Annotated in this window: 18 protein-coding genes and 1 pseudogene; 17 read left to right on the top strand and 2 right to left on the bottom strand. The window is 57.7% G+C overall.

Going from position 1 to position 22,406, the window contains the following annotated elements; genetic code table 11:
- Positions 1–2 precede the first annotated feature (2 nt).
- The 6 genes from ruvB (at position 3) to QZ305_RS09245 (ending at position 7,370) form a co-directional block, all read left to right on the top strand.
- Positions 3–1,013 (top strand): Holliday junction branch migration DNA helicase RuvB, encoded by a 1,011-nt coding sequence (gene ruvB, locus QZ305_RS09270; protein WP_294731505.1) that lies wholly within the window; start codon positions 3–5, stop codon positions 1,011–1,013.
- Positions 998–2,581 carry a DHH family phosphoesterase gene (locus QZ305_RS09265; RefSeq protein WP_294731497.1) on the top strand — a complete coding sequence of 528 codons (1,584 nt, stop codon included), beginning with the start codon at positions 998–1,000 and terminating at the stop codon, positions 2,579–2,581. The genes ruvB and QZ305_RS09265 overlap by 16 nt, the downstream gene beginning before the upstream one ends.
- A gap of 72 nt (positions 2,582–2,653) precedes the next feature.
- Complete coding sequence (locus QZ305_RS09260; protein WP_294731496.1) at positions 2,654–3,175, top strand: adenine phosphoribosyltransferase; 522 nt, start codon at positions 2,654–2,656, stop codon at positions 3,173–3,175.
- A 73-nt stretch (positions 3,176–3,248) separates the two neighbouring features.
- A complete protein-coding gene (locus QZ305_RS09255) occupies positions 3,249–5,450 on the top strand; it encodes a bifunctional (p)ppGpp synthetase/guanosine-3',5'-bis(diphosphate) 3'-pyrophosphohydrolase (RefSeq protein WP_294731493.1) in 2,202 nt (733 codons plus the stop codon).
- Positions 5,451–5,478: 28 nt separating this feature from the next.
- A complete protein-coding gene (locus tag QZ305_RS09250) occupies positions 5,479–6,411 on the top strand; it encodes a tetratricopeptide repeat protein (protein WP_294731492.1) in 933 nt (310 codons plus the stop codon).
- A 146-nt stretch (positions 6,412–6,557) separates the two neighbouring features.
- Positions 6,558–7,370, top strand: a complete 813-nt coding sequence (locus QZ305_RS09245) for a tetratricopeptide repeat protein (RefSeq protein ID WP_294731490.1) — start codon at positions 6,558–6,560, stop codon at positions 7,368–7,370.
- A gap of 83 nt (positions 7,371–7,453) precedes the next feature.
- On the opposite strand, the gene QZ305_RS09240 is transcribed toward QZ305_RS09245, so the two are convergent.
- Positions 7,454–8,035 carry a YdcF family protein gene (locus QZ305_RS09240; RefSeq protein WP_294731488.1) on the bottom strand — a complete coding sequence of 194 codons (582 nt, stop codon included), beginning with the start codon at positions 8,033–8,035 and terminating at the stop codon, positions 7,454–7,456.
- A gap of 2 nt (positions 8,036–8,037) precedes the next feature.
- Positions 8,038–9,081: a nucleotidyltransferase family protein gene (locus QZ305_RS09235; RefSeq protein WP_294731487.1), complete on the bottom strand. Its 1,044-nt coding sequence runs from the start codon at positions 9,079–9,081 to the stop codon at positions 8,038–8,040.
- Positions 9,082–9,154: 73 nt separating this feature from the next.
- On the opposite strand from QZ305_RS09235, the gene QZ305_RS09230 reads away from it, so the two are divergent.
- The 11 genes and pseudogenes from QZ305_RS09230 to QZ305_RS09180 all read left to right on the top strand — a co-directional run bounded on the left by QZ305_RS09230 (position 9,155) and on the right by QZ305_RS09180 (position 22,345).
- Positions 9,155–9,652: a GNAT family N-acetyltransferase gene (locus tag QZ305_RS09230; protein ID WP_294731486.1), complete on the top strand. Its 498-nt coding sequence runs from the start codon at positions 9,155–9,157 to the stop codon at positions 9,650–9,652.
- Between the two features lie 126 nt (positions 9,653–9,778).
- Positions 9,779–11,416: a peptide ABC transporter substrate-binding protein gene (locus QZ305_RS09225; protein WP_294731485.1), complete on the top strand. Its 1,638-nt coding sequence runs from the start codon at positions 9,779–9,781 to the stop codon at positions 11,414–11,416.
- A 69-nt stretch (positions 11,417–11,485) separates the two neighbouring features.
- Positions 11,486–12,874 carry an amidohydrolase gene (locus QZ305_RS09220; RefSeq protein WP_294731484.1) on the top strand — a complete coding sequence of 463 codons (1,389 nt, stop codon included), beginning with the start codon at positions 11,486–11,488 and terminating at the stop codon, positions 12,872–12,874.
- Between the two features lie 55 nt (positions 12,875–12,929).
- Positions 12,930–13,436, top strand: a complete 507-nt coding sequence (locus QZ305_RS09215) for a DUF177 domain-containing protein (protein WP_294731483.1) — start codon at positions 12,930–12,932, stop codon at positions 13,434–13,436.
- An 11-nt stretch (positions 13,437–13,447) separates the two neighbouring features.
- Complete coding sequence (rpmF, locus tag QZ305_RS09210) at positions 13,448–13,624, top strand: 50S ribosomal protein L32 (RefSeq protein WP_067556171.1); 177 nt, start codon at positions 13,448–13,450, stop codon at positions 13,622–13,624.
- 133 nt (positions 13,625–13,757) lie between these two features.
- Positions 13,758–15,314, top strand: a complete 1,557-nt coding sequence (gene rny / locus QZ305_RS09205) for a ribonuclease Y (protein ID WP_294731482.1) — start codon at positions 13,758–13,760, stop codon at positions 15,312–15,314.
- Between the two features lie 132 nt (positions 15,315–15,446).
- Positions 15,447–15,635, top strand: a pseudogene (locus QZ305_RS09200) (4Fe-4S binding protein); the annotation flags it as partial.
- 122 nt (positions 15,636–15,757) lie between these two features.
- Complete coding sequence (gene miaB, locus QZ305_RS09195; RefSeq protein WP_294731481.1) at positions 15,758–17,209, top strand: tRNA (N6-isopentenyl adenosine(37)-C2)-methylthiotransferase MiaB; 1,452 nt, start codon at positions 15,758–15,760, stop codon at positions 17,207–17,209.
- A gap of 163 nt (positions 17,210–17,372) precedes the next feature.
- Entirely contained in the window at positions 17,373–19,076 is a 1,704-nt protein-coding gene (locus QZ305_RS09190; protein WP_294731480.1) for a ribonuclease J, read from the top strand.
- A gap of 126 nt (positions 19,077–19,202) precedes the next feature.
- A complete protein-coding gene (locus tag QZ305_RS09185) occupies positions 19,203–21,737 on the top strand; it encodes a DNA translocase FtsK (protein WP_294731479.1) in 2,535 nt (844 codons plus the stop codon).
- Between the two features lie 203 nt (positions 21,738–21,940).
- Positions 21,941–22,345 (top strand): RidA family protein, encoded by a 405-nt coding sequence (locus QZ305_RS09180; protein ID WP_294731478.1) that lies wholly within the window; start codon positions 21,941–21,943, stop codon positions 22,343–22,345.
- Positions 22,346–22,406 lie beyond the last annotated feature (61 nt).

The following is a 22,406-nucleotide window of genomic DNA, read 5'->3' as shown; positions in this document are numbered from 1 at the left end:
TGATGGATGCTTCCGCATCCAGTGCAGAGGAAGAAAAGGAAAGTTCCCTGCGGCCTTCGTCCCTGGATGAATACATCGGACAGCAGGCTCTCAAGGACAATCTGCGGGTCTTTGTGCAGGCTGCCCGCAGCCGGCAGGAAGCCCTGGACCATGTGCTGTTCTACGGTCCGCCGGGTCTGGGAAAAACCACGCTGGCCTATATTCTGGCCCGGGAAATGGGCGGACAGCTGCGGATGGCTTCGGGTCCGGCCATTGACAAAAGCGGAGATCTGGCTGCGATTCTGTCCACGATCGAGCCAGGGGATGTGCTGTTCATAGACGAGATTCACCGGCTGCCACGGCAGGTGGAGGAAATCCTGTATCCGGCCATGGAAGACTATTGTCTGGATATTGTGGTGGGCAAGGACGCCGGGGTGCATACCATCCGTCTGTCCCTGCCTCCCTTTACTCTGGTGGGCGCCACCACCAGAGCCGGGGATCTGTCCGCACCGCTTCGGGACCGGTTCGGCATTGTCAGTCAGCTGGAGTATTACCGGCTGCCGGAGCTGGAACGGATCGTGGAGCGCACGGCCCGGGTGATGAACACGGAGATCGATGAAGGGGCCAGACGGGAGATTGCCCTGCGCAGCCGGGGGACCCCCCGGATTGCCAACCGGCTGTTCCGGCGGGTGCGGGACTTTGCCCAGGTGCTCAATGACGGCATCATTTCCGAGGATGTGGCCAGAGAAGCCCTGGACCGGCTGCATGTGGACCACATGGGTCTGGATTCAGTGGACTACCGCTACCTGACGGGGCTTATTGACCGGTTCCAGGGTGGTCCTGCCGGACTGGAAGCCCTGGCGGCGTCCATCGGTGAGGAAAGCACCACGCTGGAAGACATGTATGAACCCTATCTGCTGCAGATCGGATTCATCAACCGCACCCCCAGAGGCCGGGTGGCCACGGAAAAAGCCTATGCGCATCTGGGACGGACCAAAGAGGCAAAGGAGACAGCAGAATGTCCGGAGAACTGAGAGCGGATCCCGGTTCGCTGCTGCCTCTGGCACGCAAAATCCTCGGTTTTCTGGAACCGGATCCCGCACTGCAGGCCAGATGGCTTGAGACACCCGGTCTGCATGACCCTTCTGCGGCTGCTGCCGTAGTCCAGGCGGCTGAACGGCTGAAGCTGGCGGTGCAGCAAAGGGAAAAGGTGATCGTTGCCGGTGACTATGATGCGGACGGGATCCTGGGGACGGCGATTCTGACCGGGGCACTGCGCCGGCAGGGGGTCGAGGCCGGTTTCTATATTCCGGACCGGATCCGGGAAGGCTACGGTCTGCAGGAAAAAACCGTGCGGCTGGCAGCCGAAAAAGGCTATGGCCTGCTCGTGACAGTGGACAACGGAGTCCAGGCCCATGAAGCCCTGGCAGCCGCCCGCGCAGCGGGCCTGGATGTGATCGTGACCGACCATCACCAGTTCAGCCGGACCCCGGACGCCGGCTGGTTTGTGCACCCGGTGCTGATGGAGGCACCCTTCGCTTCGCTCTGCGGTGCCGCCGTGGCTTACGAGCTCGTCCGGCAGGCAGGCTGGGACTCGGACTATGAACTGATTCTGGCGGGTGTAGCCAGTGTGGCGGATCAGATGGAAGTCACCGGCCAGACCCGGGCACTCATTTTCCGGGCGCTTCAGCTGCTGGGCACCACGGCGGATCCCCATATCCGGCTGCTGGCCGGGCAGGATCCGGCAACCGAAACCGATCTGTCCTTCCAGGTCATTCCCAAAATCAATTCTCTGGGACGGCTCTCGGACATGGTCAATGCCAACAATGCCGTGCGCTACTTTCTGTGCAGCGACATCCGGCAGCTGATGCCTCTGGCCCAGTCCATCACGGAAATCAACGAACGCCGGAAAACCATGTCCCGGCAAATGGCTGCGGAAGCCGAAGCCCGTCTGGTTTCTGCGGGGGAAGGTGTGATTTTTCTGGAAAGTCCCTCCTGGCATGAGGGCATCATCGGTCTGGCAGCGGGAAGTCTCTGCGAGAAAACCGGCCGGGCTGTGATCCTGGCTGCCCGGAATCCTGGGGGATACAAAGCCAGCATGCGGGTGCCGGAGGGCATCGACTGCATGCAGCTGCTGGCTGGATTTGATGGATTCACCAGTCTGGGCGGACATACCAGAGCCGCGGGATTTTCCCTGGACCTGGATCAGCGGGAAGCGTTTGTCAGCTGGCTGGAAACCGTTCAGGTTCCGCCGGCTGTCAGAAAGAAACCGGTGGTCATTGACCCGGAGGATCTGACGGTTCCGGCAATCCGGCAGCTGGATGCCCTGCGGCCTTTTGGCACCGGATTTGAAATGCCGGAGGTTTCCATCGAGAATCCGGACATTGCCTGCATCCGTTCCTTCAGCGGTGACCGTCACAGGCGGTACATTCTGGAAAACGGTCTGGAAGCCGTGCGCTTCAATCAGCCGGACGGCGAGCGTACACTGCCGGGCAGCCGCATCCGGGCACTCACAGGCAAACCTTCGGTAAATGTCTGGATGCAGGCGGTCAGACCACAGCTGATCCTTTCGGATGTGGTCACCGGCGACAGCAGCAACTGAACCGGCAGCGGCAGAGGATCTGACGGCTTCTGCCTGGACAACAATCCCGTCAGATCTGAAGGAGAAAACAACATGGAACTGAACAACTACATTGCCAGCATTCCCGGCTTCCCGAAGGAAGGCATCATTTTCCGCGACATCACCCCCATCCTGGCTTCTCCCAAAGCCATGCGGCATGTGACCCGCAAACTGGCGGATTTCATCGAAGATCAGGACGCCAACCTGGTACTGGCGCCGGAAGCCCGGGGATTTTTCTTCGGTCTGCCTGCTGCAGTGGAAGCGGATGTGGCTTTCGCCCCGGTGCGCAAACCCGGCAAACTGCCCCGGGAAGTGATTCAGGAATCCTATGATCTGGAATACGGCACGGATACCCTGCAGATGCATGCGGATGCCATCAAACCCGGAGACAGAGTGGTGATCGTGGATGATCTGCTGGCCACCGGCGGCACTGTGGAAGCCATCCGGAAAATGGCGGAAAAACAGGGAGCCGAAGTGGTCGGTGCCGCCTTTGTGGTGGAACTGGATGACCTGCATGGCAGAGACCGGCTGGGAGATATGCCGGTGCTGTCTCTGGTGCATTACGAAGGAGAATAAAACCGCTGACTGTCAGCCCATGCCATGCTGACAGAAACCGGGCGGACTGCAGACAGAGAAAGGGGGTCCCTGCATGAGCAGACGAAAATCCGTAACCTTCGAGGAGTGTTATGCAAACATACAGACGTACATCCGGAAGCCGGAGAACCTGGCTCTGATCCGGAAAGCCTGGGAATTCGCCCATGCCCATCACCAGGGGCAGTTCCGCAAAAGCGGCGAACCCTATGAGATCCATGTGATCCAGGTGGCTTATATTCTTTCCCAGCTGCATTCCAGTCCCACCACCATAGTCGCGGGACTGCTGCACGATACCGTGGAAGACTGCGACGGAGTGACCACGGAGCTGGTGGCGCAGGAATTCGGGCAGGATGTGGCCACGATTGTGGAAGCCGTGACGAAAATCGGCGCCATCAAGTTCAAGGACGAAAAGGAATATCTGGCCAGCAACCACCGGAAGCTGTTCATTGCCATGGCCAAGGACATCCGCGTGATTCTCGTGAAGCTGGCCGACCGGCTCCACAACATGCGGACCCTGCAGTACATGAAGCCGGAGAAACAGAAGAAGATTTCCAACGAAACGCTTTCGGTGTATGCGCCCATCGCTCACCGGCTGGGTATTTCCCAGGTGAAAAACGAGCTGGAGGATCTGTCCTTCAAGTATCTGGAACCGGCCAAATACGAAGAGATCAAGAATCTGGTCCGCCAGCGGGAAGAAGACCGCAATGGTCAGGTTCACGAAATGATTGACGACATTCAGCGTATGCTGGACGAATATCACATCCCGTACCGGATCTTCGGGCGCAGCAAGCACTTCTATTCCATCTACAAGAAGATGATCACCAAGAACAAGCGCTTCGAGGAAATCCTGGATCTGCTGGCGATCCGGATCGTGACGGACACAGAGCTGCACTGCTATGAGATCCTGGGCTACATCCATGCCAAATACCGCCCGATCCCGGGACGGTTCAAGGACTACATTGCAATGCCCAAGGCCAACATGTATCAGTCCCTGCACACCACCGTGGTGGAACCTTCCTGCGGCAACATCTTCGAGATCCAGATCCGGACCGAGCAGATGGATGCTGTGGCGGAAAGGGGCATTGCCGCCCATTACCGCTACAAGGAGTCCCCGGATGCCACGGCTCTGGGGCAGAAGGAGCTGGAAGACAAGCTGACCTGGTTCCGGGACTTCTCCATGATGACCGACGAAGAGAGCGAGGATCCTCTGGAGTACATGAACGTGCTGCAGAAGGACATCTTCGAGGCCAATGTCTACTGCATGACTCCCCGTGGTAAGATCATCGCCCTGCCTCAGGGATCCTGTCCCATCGATTTCGCCTACCGGGTCCACACCGAAGTGGGACACAAGACGGTGGGCGCCACGGTCAATGGTGCCATTGTGCCGCTGAACACTCAGCTCAAAACCGGGGACGTGGTGTCGATCCTGACCAACAAGAATTCCGCCGGACCCTCTGCGGACTGGATCAAAATCGTCAAATCCGGTCATGCCCGCAACAAAATCCGGGCGTTCCTGCAGAAACGGGATCAGCAGGACAAAAAGGAGCGGATCCATCAGGGGCAGCAGATGCTGGAAGACGAACTCAGACGTCTGAAAGCCGACACCCGTGATCTGGACATCCGGAAAGTGGAGTCCATTCTCTCCAGCCTGTCTCTGAAAACCACCGACGATCTCTTTGCGGGGCTCGCGGACCGGAAAATCAGCCTGCAGGCTGTTACGGACCGTCTCATCCGCAACAAGCCCGGCGCGGTTGACGATGAAGAAATCATCAAGATCTACAACCGGGCAGCCCAGCGCAGCCGGAAATCCTCGGAATGCGGTGTGGTTGTGCCGGGAATCGACACGATTCAGGTGTCCCTGGCCAACTGCTGCAATCCCATTCCCGGGGATCCCATCATTGGCTACATTTCCAAAGGACAGGGAGTGAAAGTTCACCGGACAGACTGTCCCAACATCGTCAATGAGAAAAAGCGGATCATCCCCGTGAACTGGGATCAGGAACCGGAGGACAAACAGTACGAGGTGAAGCTGCTGATCCGCAGCGATGACCGCAACTACCTGCTTTCGGATATTGTCACCACGCTCCAGCAGAACAACGCTGCGCTCAAGCACGTGGACTCTGCTGTGGATGACAACAATCTGACAGCCACCACCAAGCTTACCGTGGGAGTTCACGATGCCCGGCATCTCACCACTCTCATGGCGAATCTGAAGAAAGTGCGCAGCGTCAACGAAGTGGTCCGCACCATTCAGTGACCGGCAGCAGAAAGGAAAGGGATGCCCCATGGAACGGCTCACACAGCTGAAACGGGTGATTCAGTCTCTGGAAGACCAGCCGGAAGCGCAGGTTCCCTATCTCAGGGAAGCCGCACAGCTGGGGGATTATGACAGCATTCGAACGCTCATCCACTGCTATACCTATGGAGACTACGGTCTGGACCCGGATCCGGCGCAGGCCTTTGCCTGCACGCTGCTGGGAGCCAGGCTGGGAGAAGGCTGGTGCCAGTACAACGCCGCGGTCTGCTGCAGTCAGGGACGGGGATGCGAACCGGACCAGCAACAGGCTGCCAGGTGGATGAAACAGGCCGCCGCCGCGGATGTACCGGAAGCCTGGCTGCCCTGTGCCGACATGCTCATCACCCGGGAGAAAGATTTCCCGGAAGCCCGGCGGCTCATTGAGAAAGCCATGGAGGGCGGACAGGAACAGGAAGCCCGGCAGCTGCTGGGAAAGCTCTGCAGTGAAGAAGGCAGCGCCTTGATGGAACAGGGGCTGCATGCTCAGGCGGAAGCCGTGCTCCGGGAAGGGGCAGCGCTGCAGAATCCGGACTGTCTGGTGAGTCTGGCTTATGAATATTCCATTGAAGACGGTGTAGGACAGGACATGGAAAAAACCTGGCGGTGCAGTCTGCAGGCTGCGGATCTGGGACATCCGGCAGGAATGTACAATGTTTCCATGTGCTTCCGTGAAGGTGTGGGAACTGCGCAGGATTCCCGCAAAGCCTTCGAGTGGATGAAAAATGCAGCCAAGGCAGAGTTTGCCGAAGCGGCTCTGCCGCTGGCCCAGCATTATCATTACGGACTCGGCGTGCATCCGGACGATGTTCAGGCGCTGTACTGGGTGAACAGAGCCCTGGAAGGCGAGGAGGATCCGGACCGGAGAGTCATGGCAGAGAAACTGAAAAAGGAACTGGAGGATCAGCAGAACCCCGCTGCCTGATCCTTTTTTCATGGAACGCCCTCGGACCGGATCTGTGCAGTGGATTGTGATGCCTGCCTCAGTGCACAGCAACGGCTGTCCGGTCGGCTTTTCACTATACTGTTAAGTAACAGGGCACAACGGATGCCCGCTGGGAGGATGGGACCATGGCTGAACACACACAACCCCGGATACAGAATCCGGACCCCTGGATCCGCCAGCTTCAGCATGCCTCCCGGGCCGGTGATCTGAACAGCACGCTGACCCTGCGGCAGTGCTATCTGGAAGGGCGGCAGGGACTGCAGGCAGATCCGCAGCAGGCACTGCGGTGCACCATGCTGGCGGCAAGTCAGGGGGATCCCCGGTCCATGTACCATACCGCGGTGGTGAAATACGCTCAGGGACAGTTTGAGAGCAGCTTTCGCTGGATGATGCGTTCCTGGCGGGCAGGCATCCTGGAAGCCAGTTTCGGTCTGGCCCGGGCCTATGCCCGGGGGCAGGGCACCGGAAAGGACCTGGACAAGGCACTGGAGTATCTGGAAGAGGCAAGGGAGTGTCAGGCGGAACCGGAACAGCGGGAAAAGCTGTTTGTCCAGGTGATGGAACAGAAAGCCGGACAGCTGGTCCGGCAGGGAAAACTGCAGACGGCGGTGTCTTTGCTGCAGCAGCTGCATACCGCAGATTCCTGTCTGCAGCTGGCCTGGCTGGATCCGGCAAACCGTCTGCACTATCTGCAGGAAGCAGCGGATATGGGAAATGCCCGGGCAATGTATGCACTGGCCCGCTCTATCGGCATTTCTTCCCGGGAAGCCTTCGAGCAGCTGCGGAATGCAGCCAAAGCCGGCTGTGTCCAGGCCTGGGCGCCTCTGGCCCGGCTTTACGGACCCTGTCAGGCAAGGGACTGTCCTGTGCAGTACCGGCGGTGGCAGCAGTCAGTGCGGGAAGGCAGAGAGCTGTCTTTGCGGGAGTATGAATTGTAACAGACCGCTGATCAGCGGTCTTTTCATGAAAAAAACGGGATCCGGACAAATGCCGGATCCCGCTGCCTGTTTCTGGTCGTCTGCTATTCTTCCTCCGGCTGAAACAGCTTTCGCAGTTCCATGGCCATGTAAATCCGCCGGCTGACCCACTCCCGCAGAACATGCTTCACTCTGTTCTCCCGGTAGGTCTGCACCGCCACATCGCTGAAGAAATGACGTGCCATGGCCTGTGCCCGGGGAGCGTGAAGGCTGGAGGTCAGCAGAAGCACCGGTACATCCCCGATGATCTGCCGGGTGTTTTTCAGATTTTCCCAGGTAGTCCGGGACTGATCCTCGATGACCACGGGAATGGGGCAGCGGCTTTCAATGTAAGCCGCCATGGTCCGGGCTTCCGGCCACTGATTCTTCACCGCACCGCCGGTGATCACCAGCGTCCGGTAGGAACTCCAGGCAGCCATGGCCAGTTTGCAGCGTTCCACCTGGGAACGGGACATGGAACCGTCCTGCCGGCAGGGGCAGCCAAGCAGGATCGCAAAGGGATACTGCTTCCGGGGCTTTTTCACCGGCGGAAGCATCCAGTAATAGAAGCCGGCACCAATGGCGCCAAGGGCCAGAAGCCATTTCAGAAATGAACGAAGATGGCTGGTTTTACGGTTGCGTTTCATACTCAACTGCCTTTCCTGATTATGGTCTCCCTGCTGCAGGGAGCCTTCATCACACTGTCATAGAGCTGCGCGCTTTTTATTTCCACCAGTTTCAGAAACGGCGGCAGCTGTGCAAATTTCATGGCTGTCCGGGCTCTGGCTTCTTCATCCAGGTTTCTCAGCAGGGCCTGTCCCGCTGCATTGAACCCCGCCGGCAGCACATGATAGAAAGAATCGTGGTCTCTCATCTGCGACCAGGTCACCTGGAGCAGGATCATGAGACAGGTCCGCTGGATGCGGGCCCGGGAATAGGTGCGGGATACCGCTGCTTCCAGAAATCCCTGCCAGTCCCGGTGTTCTCTGGCCGCCTGAATCAGCCGGTGTTCGATGCCCTCCGATACCAGAAAGAAAGAAGCCAGACGGTCCGGGTCCGTCATGAGCAGCGAAAGCCGCAGGCAGGGATAATAGGACTCCCAGCGCTGTTCCGGCTGCATGTATATCTGCCAGTCCACCGCATCGCCGGCAAAGAAAGCCCGGCGGCTGGCAGTGGCGCTGATGAAGTCCGGCGAGCGGGGAATGGTGCTCCAGTCTATGCCCAGCCGCCGGCACTGCAGGATGTACTGCACCCCCAGAATGTCGTTGGGTTCCAGATCCGGCAGATTGCGGGCCTGGCTGGTGGCAGGGTTGACAGGCCGCAGGCCGGCTTCATCCGCCATGGCTTCCAGTCTGGACCGGTCATGACATTCGGATCCGAACACAATCTCCTGCACACCCAGCACAGACAGAGATTCCAGTGCATACCGGGCAAAGTGATCCGCAGACTGGGCTGCATACACAGATGGAAGCCGGATCACCAGATCCGCGCCATGCTCCAGCGCCAGCCGGGTTTTGTCCTGCCAGCTCATCACGGAAGGCAGACCCCGCTGAGAGAAGTAGTCCGACAGAATGCAGACCAGCACATCGCACCCGGTCAGTTCTCTTGCCTGCCGGAGGTGGTGTGCATGGCCCTGGTGGAATGGGTTATACTCTGTGATGATGCCGCAGATTTTCAGATTGCTTTGTTTCATGCCAACTGCATTTTACTAGATGCAGGCAGTCCATGAAAGACATTCGCCGGCATCGGATACAAGGAGGGACAGTATGACTGAAACAGTGATCCGGAAAGCAGAGATGACAGACCTGCATCAGGTTCTGGATCTGTACAGACTCCTGTGTGATCAGCAGGCCGGGGATCCCTATACACCCAAATGGGTCTTCGGACTGCATCCGGATGAAGAGATGCTGGCAGATCACGTTCGCCGGCAGGAACTGTGGATCGCAGAAAACGGACAGCAGCTGCAGGCAGCCATGGCGCTGGTGCTGGAGGGCGGGAGCAGGCGGGAGCTGGGACTGCATCTGCTGGGGATCATCAAGTCAGCCCGGGGTTCGGGACTGGCCCAGCGGATGATGGACATCATGGAAGAGGAAGCCCGCAAAGGCGGATACCAGGCGCAGGTTCTGGATGTGATTCCGGGGAATCTGCCGGCGGAAAAACTGTACCGGCGCAACGGATTTGGCATGGCGGACCGTTTCAGCATTGAAGAAGGCGGGAGAATCCTGCGGTTTCATCTTTACCGGAAAGAAATGGCGGAACGCTGACAGCAGGACAGTCTGACGGAATTCATGCCGTCTATAATGAGTTTTCAGCGGGGTTGTTATAATTTTCAGCGATTGAAAGTGGTTACAATTCGGCCTATAATGCACCCAGGAAGAAAGGGAACTCATATGAAAAAGTATGTAACTGTACCCGCTGCCATGGCTCTTGCGATGGGTCTGACAGCCTGTTCTTCAGGATCCCAGGGCAATCAGGCCGCAGATGACGGCAAACCGGCCCAGGTCCTGAATCTGTCCAAGGAAAACGATGTCATTACGCTGGATTCCACTCTGGCAACAGATGGAATGTCCTTCGAAGTCATCAACATGTGCATCGAAGGTCTGGAAACGACGAATGAAAACGCGGACATCGTCCCGGCGCTGGCAGAATCCTATGATGTATCGGATGATGAACTGACCTATACGTTCCATCTGCGGGATGCCAAATGGTCCAATGGGGACCCGGTGACCGCAGCGGATTTCGAGTACGCCTGGAAGGATGCGGCCACGGATCCCACCTGCGACTATGCCTACATTTTCGGCAGCGACGGTGCCTGCATCAAGGGCGCGGACGAAGCCATGGGCGATCCGGAGAAGAAAGACGAAATCGCTGTGAAGGCGCTGGATGACAAGACGCTGGAAGTCACGCTGTCCCGGAAAACTCCGTATTTTGTTTCCCTGACCACATTCCCGCCGTTCTATCCTGTCAATGAGGCATTTGCCGAAGAACAGGGTGACCAGTATGGGCTTTCCCCGGAAAACCTGCTGTACTGCGGCCCGTTCAAGCTGGAGGAATGGACCAAGGGCAATTCCCTGAAACTGTCGAAAAACCAGGACTACTGGGGTGCAGATGACGTGGCACTAGAAGAAATCAACATCAGCATTGTGCCGGAACCCTCTTCCGCTGCACTGGCTTATGAAAACGGCACAACGGACTATGCCCGTCTGAATTCCTCGCTGGTGGACAAATACAAGGACAATGAAGCCTACAAATCCGTTCTGGGCAGCTTCCTGTGGTACATGCAGTACAACTTTGAAAACGAAGATCTGCAGAACGAGAATCTGCGCAAGGCGCTGACCTATGCTGTGGACAAGGAAAACCTGACACAGAATGTGCTCAAGGACGGCTCCATTCCCGCTGAAGGCTTTGTAACGGTGAAACTGTCCAACGGTCCCGACGGAAAAGACTACCGGGAAACTGCAGAAGGCTATTTCACGGAAACCGGAGAAGATGCCGAAAAACTGGCCCAGGAATACTGGGAAAAGGCGAAGAAGGAACTGGGAAAAGACGAAATCACCCTGCGGTTCCTGTTTGAACCCGCCGATCCAGCCAAGTCCGCCGCGGAATTCATCCAGTCCGAACTCTCCAAGCTGGAGGGCCTGAACGTTGAAATGGTTTCCCAGGAAAAGAACGTGCGTCTGAAGAGTCAGCAGAACGGTGACTTTGACGTGGTTCTGACCCGCTGGGGACCGGACTATGCAGATCCCACCACCTATCTGAACGTGCTGCTGCCGGGCGGATCCTTCAACTTCGGCAAATATCCCAACACTGCCTACACCGACAAACTGAAGGAAGCAGTGGATGCCAAAACCGATGAGGAACGCTGGAGTCTGCTGAAGGACGCCGAAAAGATCGCCATGGACGATGTGGCCGTGGGTCCGATGTTCCAGACCGGCGCCTCCGACCTGCTGAACCCGAAAGTGAAGCATCTGGTGGACAACCCGGTGGGCGTGCCCTTTGTATACAAGTACGTGACCATTGAAGAGTAATGCTGCCTGAACGAAAGAAGAGCCTGCCGGCTCTTTTTTCGCACCCGGGCAGCGGTAGAAGGACAGATCATGAACACAATCATCACCAACACCTGCAGCGGTCAGGACATTCTGCTGGAGGGCAGTCACATTCGGGCGGTTGACAGGCCGGAGGTCATCGCAGGGATGGCAGAACCCGATACCTTATATATAGATGCAGATCAGGCGCAGGTGCTGCCCGGGTTCAATGACTCCCACATGCATCTGCGGATGACCGGGCAGATGCTGACGGGCTGTCAGCTGGGAGAAGCAAAATCCATTACCGGGCTGCAGGACATGCTGCGCAGCAGCCGGGAACCGTTCATTCACGGCATGGGCTGGGATCAGGAAAAGCTGCAGGAGAAACGGATGCCCGTGCGGGAGGATCTGGATGCAGTGAGCCTGACTGTTCCGATTGTCTGCGAACGGTACTGCACGCACATCCTGACCGCCAATACAGCTGCCATGAACCTGGCGGGTGTCTGGCACGAGGACGGGCTGTTTCAGGAGGCAGAATGTGAGCCTCTGCTGGAGGCCCTGGACAAAGAAGCGCAGCGGCACATTGAAGCGGCAGTGGATCACTGTCTGGCCTGCGGTCTGACCACAGTGCAGATCGCCGATCTGAAATCCGGCAACTGGCGGCAGCTGCTGCCGCTGTACCGGAAGGCATCCGAACGTATCCGGATTCATCACCAGATCAACATCACCGATCCGGATGAGATGCGGCTGTTTCTGCAGACATCCGGGGAATATGAGACGGATACGCATACCTTTGGTCCCTTCAAGGGCTTTGCGGATGGCGCACTGGGAGGCCGCACTGCCTGGCTGCAGACAGACTATGCGGATGATCCCGGCAACCGGGGGATACAGGTCATGACGGAAGAAGAGATGGAGACCTTTGTCAGCGCCTGTGAAGACCTGAAGCGGCCGGTGGTGTTTCATGCCATCGGGGATGCGGCAATTGCGCAGATTCTCCGGGTATATGAGCGGCATCCGGATCTGGAGAAGGGAATTCTTCACGTCCAGATCACTGATGAAGCCATTCTGCAGGATCTGGCCAGGCTGCAGACAGCCTGTCTGGTGCAGCCGGTGTTCTGGCGCAGCGACCGGCAGATCGCCGCAGCCAGAGTCGGGGACAGAAAGGCTGCCACCAGCTATGCCTTCGGCACCATGATGCGCAGCACGCTGACCAGCATGGGAACCGACTGTCCCATCGAGGACTGTGATCCGCTGGAGAACATCCGCTGGGCGCAGAAGCTGCCGGATGCACTCACGGAGCAGGAAGCTCTGTGGGGCTATACGGAAGGAAGCGCTGCCGTGATGGGCCGCAGTCACGATCTTGGAAAGCTGGAACCCGGGTATCTGGCGGATCTGGTGTTTGTCAAAGACGGAAAAGTGACGAAGGTCATGGTGAACGGGAAATTGCAGGTGAATCTCTGATTGACATCAACAGGGTGATTTCCTATAATATCAGTTGCGACGTGAGGAGAAGAGCATGAAATTTACGAAACAGGATTTCCTGCAAAGTCCGCAGATGATCATCAATCTGGATGAACGGATCAAGGTGGAGGAAAACGACTTCCTCCGGCACAGTCCTGTCCGCTCAATTCCGTCGGCCCGGATCACCGGCACCCTTTCCTATGACGGCAGGGCACTGGTGACCAGCGACCTGGACCTGGAAGGAACGCTGATCGTTCCGGATTCCATTACCGACGAAGATCTCGAAGTGGAGTTTTCCACCCGGTCGCAGCACACTTATTCCTTTGAACCCGTGAAGGCGGAGGAAGAGGAAATCACGGCAGCCAGGAAAGATACCGTGGATCTGAATCCCGAGATCTTTCAGGCAATCCTGTTCGAAGCGCCGATGTCGCTGACCAGACTCCCCCGGGAAGAGTATCCCGAAGGAAAGGGCTGGAAGCTCATCTCCGACCAGGATCCGAAAGAGCCTGCCATCGATCCCCGATGGGAAAAACTGAACGATTTCAAACTGGAAGATGAATAGGAGGTGCCTGCATGGCTGTACAGCAGAGAAGAAATTCCAAAACTCGCAAGCGGAAAAGACGGACTCATTACAAACTGCAGAAGCCCGCACTGACAAAGTGCCCGGCCTGCGGTGAGTACAAGCTGTCTCACAAGATGTGCGAATGCGGACAGTATAAAGGCGAGCAGATCGTCGAAGTCGAAGGATAGAATGAAGCAGCTGCGGCTGCTTTTTTCGTGCATCAGACGTATCTGCACAACACCCCTCTCTATGCAAGATGAAGATACAAGAGTATAATGAATGTGCTTTGCGGACAGAAATTCGCAGGAGGAGTAAAGATATATGACACTCTTTTTGACTGCGTTGGCGTCCGTTGCGGTAGGTCTTGCAATCGGAATTCTCCTGATGAGAGCGGTTTCGAAGGCAGGTCTGAACAAAGATCAGCAGAAAGCGGAGCAGATTCTGAAAAACGCCGAAAACCAGGCGGATGCCAGAATCAAACAGGCTGTGCTGGACGGAAAGACGCAGGCGCACGATCTGAAGGTGGAAGCCGAGAAGGAAATCAAGGAGCGGCGGCAGGAAGTTGCCGAGCAGGAAACCAAGCTGCTGCGCCGGGAGGACAGTCTCAATTTCCGGGATCAGGCCCTGGGACAGAAAGAACGTCAGGTGCAGGACAAGCTCCAGAAAGTCACAGACAGACTGGCCAGCCTGGATGAACAGGAGCGCCGTCTTCAGGAGCAGATCGATAAACAGATCGTGGTACTGGAGGGCGTCGCAAAGATGTCCAGCCAGGACGCCCGCAAGGAACTGTTTGCCGCTGTTGAAAAACAGATGGAGCACGAAACGGTTGCCTACATCAAGGACAAGGAAGACGAGGCAAAGGCCTCAGCCAACGCGAAAGCCCAGGAAATCATCGCCCTGGCCATCGAGCGGATAGCCCAGCAGGAGACGCAGGAACGCAGCGTGTCTGTTGTGGCCATTCCCGGTGAAGAGATGAAAGGCCGGATCATCGGCCGTGAAGGGCGGAACATCCGCTGCTTCGAGCAGGCCACAGGTGTGGAGCTCAACATTGACGACACGCCGGACCTGATCACCATCACCTGCTTCAACCCCGTGCGCCGGGAAATCGCCCGGCTGGCACTGGAGCATCTGATCCGGGACGGACGGATTCAGCCCGGGCGGATCGAGGAAGTCGTGAAGAAATACCAGAACGAGATCGACCAGGAGATCATGAAAGCCGGGGAAGACGCCATCTTCAAGCTTGGCATCGGCCGGATCGACCGGGAAATCGTCCGTCTGGTGGGCACGCTGAAATACCGGTACTCCTATGGACAGAATGCCCTGCAGCATTCCATGGAGGTCGCCTATCTGGCCGGTGTCATGGCCGCGGAGCTGGGTCTCAACCAGCAGCTGGCCAAACGGGCCGGTCTGCTGCATGATATCGGCAAGGCGCTGAACATCGAGCAGCAGGAAGGCAGCCACGTGGAACTGGGCTGGAAGTTCTGCCGGAAACACGGTGAGAAGGAAATCGTGCTCAACGCCATTCAGTCCCATCACGGCGATGTGGAACCGAAATTCCTCACCAGTCACCTGGTGATTGCCGCGGATACCATTTCCGCCGCACGCCCCGGTGCCCGGAAAGAGTCGGCGCAGACCTACATCAACCGTCTGGAGGATCTGGAGAAGATTGCCCGGGAAGCACCGGGTGTCAGCAGTGCCTATGCCATTCAGGCAGGTCGTGAAATCCGCATTCTTGTCAACCCCGACAAGGTGGATGACATCACCTGCACGAAACTGGCCAGACAGATCCGGGACAAGATCGAGAGCACCCTGACCTACCCGGGGCAGATCAAAGTCAACGTGATCCGGGAAGTCCGGGCACAGGAAGTGGCGAAGTAGCATTTGCAAACGGCATGAAAGAGACCTCCGGGTCTCTTTTTGCTTCCGGCGTTCTGAATTAAATGAGGCTAACCAAACCGGGTTGAAAGAGGTTTCCAAAACTCATATACTGATTTTGTCAGAAAAAAACAGGAGGAACATAGAATGGCAGCAAAAGTAGATCAGGATACATGTATCGGCTGCGGTGCTTGCGTAGGCGCATGCCCCACAGGTGCAATTGCACTGAACGATGAAGGCAAGGCTCAGGTTGACGCTGATACATGCATCGACTGCGGTGCCTGCGTAGGCGTTTGCCCCGTTGGCGCTGTAACTCTGGACTGATTTGAATTCAGAAAGCAGACAAGCTGACCGGACGCATGTCCGGTCATTTTTCTTTTCCTGCCAAATGGAGGTATAATCATGGATTGAATGACAGAAACTGTCTGTGGAAGGTGAGTGCAACTATGAAAGTGCTGAAAAACTGGAATCTGCCGGATCTGAAGGAAGCCGGAAAACGGACACGGGGTGCGGTGGAACGGGTGGACAGCTTCATGATCCCGGCCAGCGCCGTGAACATGGGGGAAGGAAAAACATACTGGCTGTCCACCTACGGCTGTCAGGCCAATGAACGGGATTCGGAGACGCTGGCGGGAATCCTGGAAACGCTGGGCTATCAGCCGGCTCAGGGCCCGGAGAACGCGGATGTCATTCTGGTGAATACCTGCGCGATCCGGGAAAATGCCATGGACAAGGTTCTGGGAGAACTGGGCAGCTTCAAGCGCATTTATTCACAGCGCCCGGATGTGATCATTGGCGTGGCGGGCTGCATGGCGCAGGAGGATGAATTCGTGAAGCGGGTCCTGGCGCACTACCCCTGGGTGCGGCTGCTGTTCGGCACCCACAACATCCAGGATCTGCCTTCCCTGCTGGTGGAAACCATGGATACCGAGGACCGGGTGGTTCACATTTATTCCCGGCAGGGAGAGGTCTATGAAAATCTCCCGGTGCGCCGGTTCGGAAAGCACAAAGCCTGGGTCAACATCATGTATGGCTGCGACAAGTTCTGCACCTACTGCATCGTGCCTTACACCCGGGGCAAACAGCGTTCCCGGACCATGGAGGATATTCTGAAGGAGATCCGGGAACTGAAGGAAGCCGGCTACAGAGAGGTGACGCTGCTGGGGCAGAACGTGAATGCCTACGGCAAGGACCTGGATCAGGATCTGACCTTTGCCTCGCTGCTGGAAGAGACCGCCCGCACGGGCATCGACCGGATCCGCTTCATGACCAGCCACCCCTGGGACTTCACGCAGGAAATGATCGATGTCATCGCCCGGTATGACAACATCATGCCCTATATCCATCTGCCGCTGCAGTCCGGAGACACGGATGTGCTGCGGCGAATGGGACGCCGGTATACAGCGGAGGAATACAAGGCGCTGTACGATTCCATCACTGCCCGGATCCCCGGGGTGGCTGTGAGCACGGACATCATTGTGGGATTCCCGGATGAAAGCGACGAGGCCTTTGCCCATACGCTGGAGATGGTGAAAGCCTGCCGGTTTGATTCCGCCTTCACATTCATCTATTCCCCCCGTCCGGGTACCCCGGCAGCACGCATGGAGGATCCGGTGTCGCCGCAGGTGAAAAAAGACCGGCTTCAGCAGCTGAATCAGGTCTGGAACGAGTATGCACTGGAGAAAATGAAGGCGTATGAAGGAAAGACCGTGCAGGTGCTGGTGGATGGCCCCAGCAAGCGCAATCCGGCAGTACTCTCCGGCTATACGGAGACAAACAAGCTGGTGAACTTCACCGGTGACGGAGTGAAAGCCGGGGACATTGTGCCGGTTTTCATTGAAACCGCCAAAACCTTCTCCCTGGATGGCCATCTGGTCACGGATACGCCGGCAGACTGAAGATTGGCCGCCTGATGCCGCTGCTGCCGGCATGCCCGGCTCTGACAGATCCGCCCGGCGGGATCTGTCCATCGGCAGGCTGTTCATTCCGGAACAGGCAAGAGGTGAGATGGTAGGGGCAGATGGTTTATAATGAATGGTAAGAATCAACAGGAGGGCTGAAATGCCAAACAAAAATAATAATGCAAAAGCCGCAAAAAAAGACAATGCTGTGAAGATCATGGCGCTGGGCGGGCTGGATGAAGACGGCAAGAACATGCTGGTGGTGGAAGCCGGCGAGGATATTTATGTCATTGAGGCGGGGCTGAAATTCCCGGATGCCTCCCAGTCTCTGGGAATCGAATACATCATTCAGGATTTCACCTGGTTCCAGGACAAGAAGGACCGGGTGAAGGCGATTTTCATTACCCACGGTCATGATGATGTCATGGGTGCGCTGCCGCATCTGCTGCGGCAGGTGAAGGCGGATATCTATACCCCGCCGCTGGCGGCGAAGGAGATCTCCCGGATGCTGAAAAAGGAAAAGATCACCGGGGTCAAGATTCACAAGATCAACCGGCATGATTCCAAGCGGATCGGCGGACGGAAGATCATTTTCTTCCCGGTGACGCAGTCCTATCCCGGTGCCTACGGTCTGGCGATTTCCACCAGTCAGGGCTATGTGGTGTATTCCGGGGAGTTCGTGGAGAACTTCGATGACCTGGATGATCATTTCCGGGGCAACATCACAATCTGTTCCAAGCTGGGGCAGGAAGGGGTGTTGGTGCTGCTGCAGGAGTCCAAGGGTGCGGAGCGTTCAGGCAACACAAGTCCCCGGCACCGGATCCTGCCGATTCTGGAGGATACCTTCACGCAGTATCCGGACCGTCACATCTTCATCAGTGTCTATACCCAGTCGGTGTATCAGATTCAGGAGGTCATGGCAGCGTGCCGGGAGGCGAACCGGCCGCTGGTGCTGTATGACAAGGAGCTGCGGCGTCTGGTGGACGGGCTGGAGGATATCGGCATTGACATTCCCCGGCATCTGATCATTCCCGTGGACAAAACCCGGGATCACAAGGATACGGTGATCCTGATTTCCGGTCAGGGCACGCCGCTGTTCAAGCAGCTGTCCAACATTGCCAACAATGAGGTGGATGATCTGCAGTTCTCTTCGGATGATGTGATCGTGATTGCCAGTCCGGTGGTGCCGGGTGTGGAGACGGTGTACAAGTCCATGGAAAACGACATCTACAAACGGGGCGGGATCCTGAAGGTCATTGACCATAAGAAGGTGCTGTCGATGCATGCGTCGAAAGAAGATCTGAAGATGATGATTTTCATGTGCCGTCCGAAGTATTACCTGCCGGTGAAGGGAGAATACCGGATGCTGTGCGCGAATGCGATGATTGCCGAGGAGATGGGCATTGAGCCGGATCACATTCAGATTCTGGACAATGGCCAGATGGCGGTGTTCGAGGATGGCGAGCTGGTTTCCTGCAAGATGGAGGCCGAGCTGCATGACACGATGATCGATGGCAAGGAAAACTGGGATATGGCCGGCGTGGTGCTGAAGGACCGGGAGATCCTGTCCACGGACGGGGTCATGGTGCTGGCGATCGGACTGGATGCGAAGACCAAGAAAATCGCCAATGGTCCGGATATTCAGACCAGGGGATTCATTTACCTCCGGGATGCGGAGTACATCACGGCGGAGTGCGCGAAGATCATGGAGGAGACCATCAGGGAGAACGTGGAGCAGAAGAAATACGAGAATCTGGAAACCCGTTCTCAGATCCGGGACAAGGTCTCCAAGTATCTGTTCAAGACCACGGGCAAGCGGCCGATGGTGCTGCCTGTGATCCTGGAAATCGGGCAGAGGCAGTAATTGGCGGCGAAGAAAAAAGCCCCGGCGAAGAAAAAAACGGCAGCGTCCCGGTCCCGGAAGCCTGCAGGCAGCAGGCGGAAGCAGACAGGAAGCAGTCAGAGAAAAACCACAGCGGGAAGCGCATCCATGATGCGCTCCCCTTTGTTCCGTCTGGGGCTGCTGGCGGTCAGTGCGGCTGTGTCGGTGATGGCCCTGTTCCATCTGGGTGCCGCGGGCACGCTGCTGTTTCAGGCTGGTGTCTGGCTGACGGGTCAGCTGTCCTGGGGCCTGTGGCTGGCCGGGGTCCTGATCCCGGTGTGGCTGTTCTGGACCGGACACCGCCAGCCGGTGCCGCGGCGGTTCTGGATCGGACTGCTGTGTCTGGCGGCGGGTGTGTCTCTGTTTCTGTGCACCTGGCAGGTGCAGAGTGCCGGTCAGGTGTGGCAGCCGCTGCAGGTGCTGTTCCGGGATTCAGGGGCGATTCTGGCGGGACAGGCTTCCAGTGCCGGCGGTTTGCTGGGCTGCGTGCTGTATGGCCTGTGTGCGGCTCTGTTCTCCCGGACGGGCTGCTTTGTCATGGCGGCGCTGCTGGTGTTTCTCTCGGCGATTCCGCTGCTGTATGAACCGCCGGAGAAACTGCGGGATTCTCTGGAAAAGCGCCGGGCGCAGCGGGAGGCATACCGGGCTGCTGTGGAGGAAGACCCGGGGGATCTCTTCGCTTTCGGGGATGAAGAGGAAGACGACCGGCAGCGGGCCCGTCCCGGGGCACTGGATGGTCGTGGGGCTGCCGGCGGGCGCCGCAGAAACGGCATGACGATGCTGAGTGTGGATGAAGTCACCCGGAAAGGTGCTGGCCGGCCTGAGACATCCGGCGGACGGAAAAAGCGCAAGGCGGCGGATGTCCGGAAACCGGTCAGGCCGGCGGTTGCTGTGACAGAGGCGGATTCGTTTCCGGATCTGATCGATGACCAGGAGCCTCAGCTGCTGGAGGGCATTGACATCCGTGCGGAGGACATTGCCGGTACAAGCCATCCGGTGCATGGATCCGCTCCGAAATCCGAAGCGCAGCGGGTGCAGCCGGGAATCCTGGATGCTGTGGCTGACAAGCGGTCTGAGCCGGAAAAGGAGATGCCCAGTGCCGTGCAGCGTGTGGCACGTCCTGCTGCAGACAAAACAGCCGGTCAGACAGCCGGTTCCGGGGGTTCAAAAGAGGACGCCGGGCAGCTGCTGCCCGGAGACTACCGTTCGTATGTGCTGCCCAGGAACAGTCTGCTGGATCCGGTGGCCAGACGGGGGCGGGGGAACGAAAACCGCACCTATGCCGGCAAGCAGGGGGAGAAGCTGATCCGGATCCTGTCGGAGTTCAATGTGGAGGCTTCTCTGGTGGCAATCCACATCGGGCCTTCCGTGACCCGGTTCGAGGTGAAGCCGGATATGGGTGTGCGGGTATCCCGGATTTCCAATCTCCAGAACGACATTCAGATGGCGCTGGGGGCTACGGATATCCGGATCGAAGCCCCGATTCCCGGCAAATCCGCTGTGGGCATTGAAATCCCCAATGCGCAGAAAACTGCGGTGCAGATGAAGGAACTGCTGGCGGCGGTTCCCCAGGATCTGCAGGGACAGAAACTGCTGTTTGCCCTGGGCAAGGACCTGCAGGGAGAAAACATATTCGGCCGTCTGGACCGCATGCCGCATCTGCTGATTGCCGGTGCCACCGGATCCGGCAAGTCCGTGTGCGTGAATTCCATCATCTGCAGTCTGCTGATGCGGACAAAGCCCGATGATGTGAAGCTGATCCTGGTGGATCCCAAGAAGGTGGAATTCACTCCCTATGCAGATGTGCCCCATCTGCTGGCTCCGGTGATCACGGACTCGGAGCTGGCCAACAAGGCACTGAAGGTGGTGGTGGAGATGATGGACCACCGGTATGATCTGTTCGGAATCTGCGGGGTGCGCAACATCACAGCCTACAATGCCTATCTGCAGACGCATCCGGAGGAGAAGCTCAAACCGCTGCCCCGGATCGTGGTGATCATTGACGAGCTGGCGGATCTGATGCTGGCAGGGGCCAAGGAAGTGGAGCAGAGCATTCAGCGCATCACCCAGCTGGCCCGGGCTGCAGGGATCCATCTCATTGTGGCGACGCAGCGTCCCAGCGTGGATGTGATCACCGGCGTGATCAAGGCCAACATTCCCAGCCGGATTGCCTTTGCGGTCTCCAGCGCGGTGGATTCCCGGACGATCCTGGATCAGACCGGGGCCGAGCGGCTGCTGGGCTATGGCGACATGCTGTATCTGCCCAATGGCGAGACCAGCGCCACCCGGGTGCAAGGTGTGTTCATCAAGGATGAGGAAGTGAACCGCATTTCCGATTATGTCAAAGCCCAGGGCAGGCCTCAGTATGATGATGCCTTCATCACGCTGCGGGATCTGCAGACCCAGGGCGGACAGGCGGCGCCGGAGGCAGCGGATCCGCTGTACAACGATGTAAAGCACTTTGTGGTGCAGACCCGCAAAGCCAGCACCTCCCTGATCCAGCGGCGGTTTTCCATCGGCTATGCCCGGGCGGCGCGGCTGATGGATGTACTGGAAGTCAACGGCATCATCGGGCCTGCCAGAGGGTCCAAACCCCGGGAGGTCCTGGTGGAGGACAACCGGGAACAGCCGGGGATGGAGTAGCGGCAGATGACGTCCATCTGCATCTGAATACCCATGACAGCCAGTGGCGCAAAACGTGCCATTGGCTGTTTTTCGCCAGGGAAACAGGTGCAGAGGCTGGCAGGAAATGGTCCGATCATGTCCGCCAGCCGGTAAAAGGGATGAAAAACCCGGAGATACCTGAGATAATGGGAAAAGAGATTTGAGGCTTTGAGACTATGAACATGTTTTTGAAAGTAGGGGATTCCATTCCCCGGGATGAATGCATTTCCAATGTCGTGCAGATGGGTGACTTTGTGTATATGAGCGCTCAGACAGGCAGAGGCATCACCTTTCAGGAACAGGCGGTGACCGCCTGCTACCGGGTGATGGATGTTCTGAAGGATCTGGATCTCCGCATGGATCATCTGGTGAAGTACACCGTGTATCTGACGGATATGGAAAACCGGGATATGTTTCTCAGTGTATTCCGCAACTTTGTGGAAGCGCCCTATCCGGCTGTGACCATCGTGCAGGTAGCCGGTCTGGAAAACGACGCCATGGTGGCCATTGAAGGGCAGGGGGTCAACACCCTGCGGCACGAACGGGCCATGCAGGGCAGTGCCGGATGCACCGACTGCGAAAACTGACAGACCAGATCGAGTAGAGACTAGGTCCCTCTCACACCACCCAGCGTGCCGTTCGGCACTG

The sequence above is a fragment of the uncultured Faecalibaculum sp. genome (genome assembly GCF_910588395.1).
Classification (GTDB): Bacteria; Bacillota_I; Bacilli_A; order Erysipelotrichales; family Erysipelotrichaceae; genus Faecalibaculum.
Note: the sequence above shows the minus strand (reverse complement) of the source record. Positions and strands in the feature narration are given on the sequence as shown.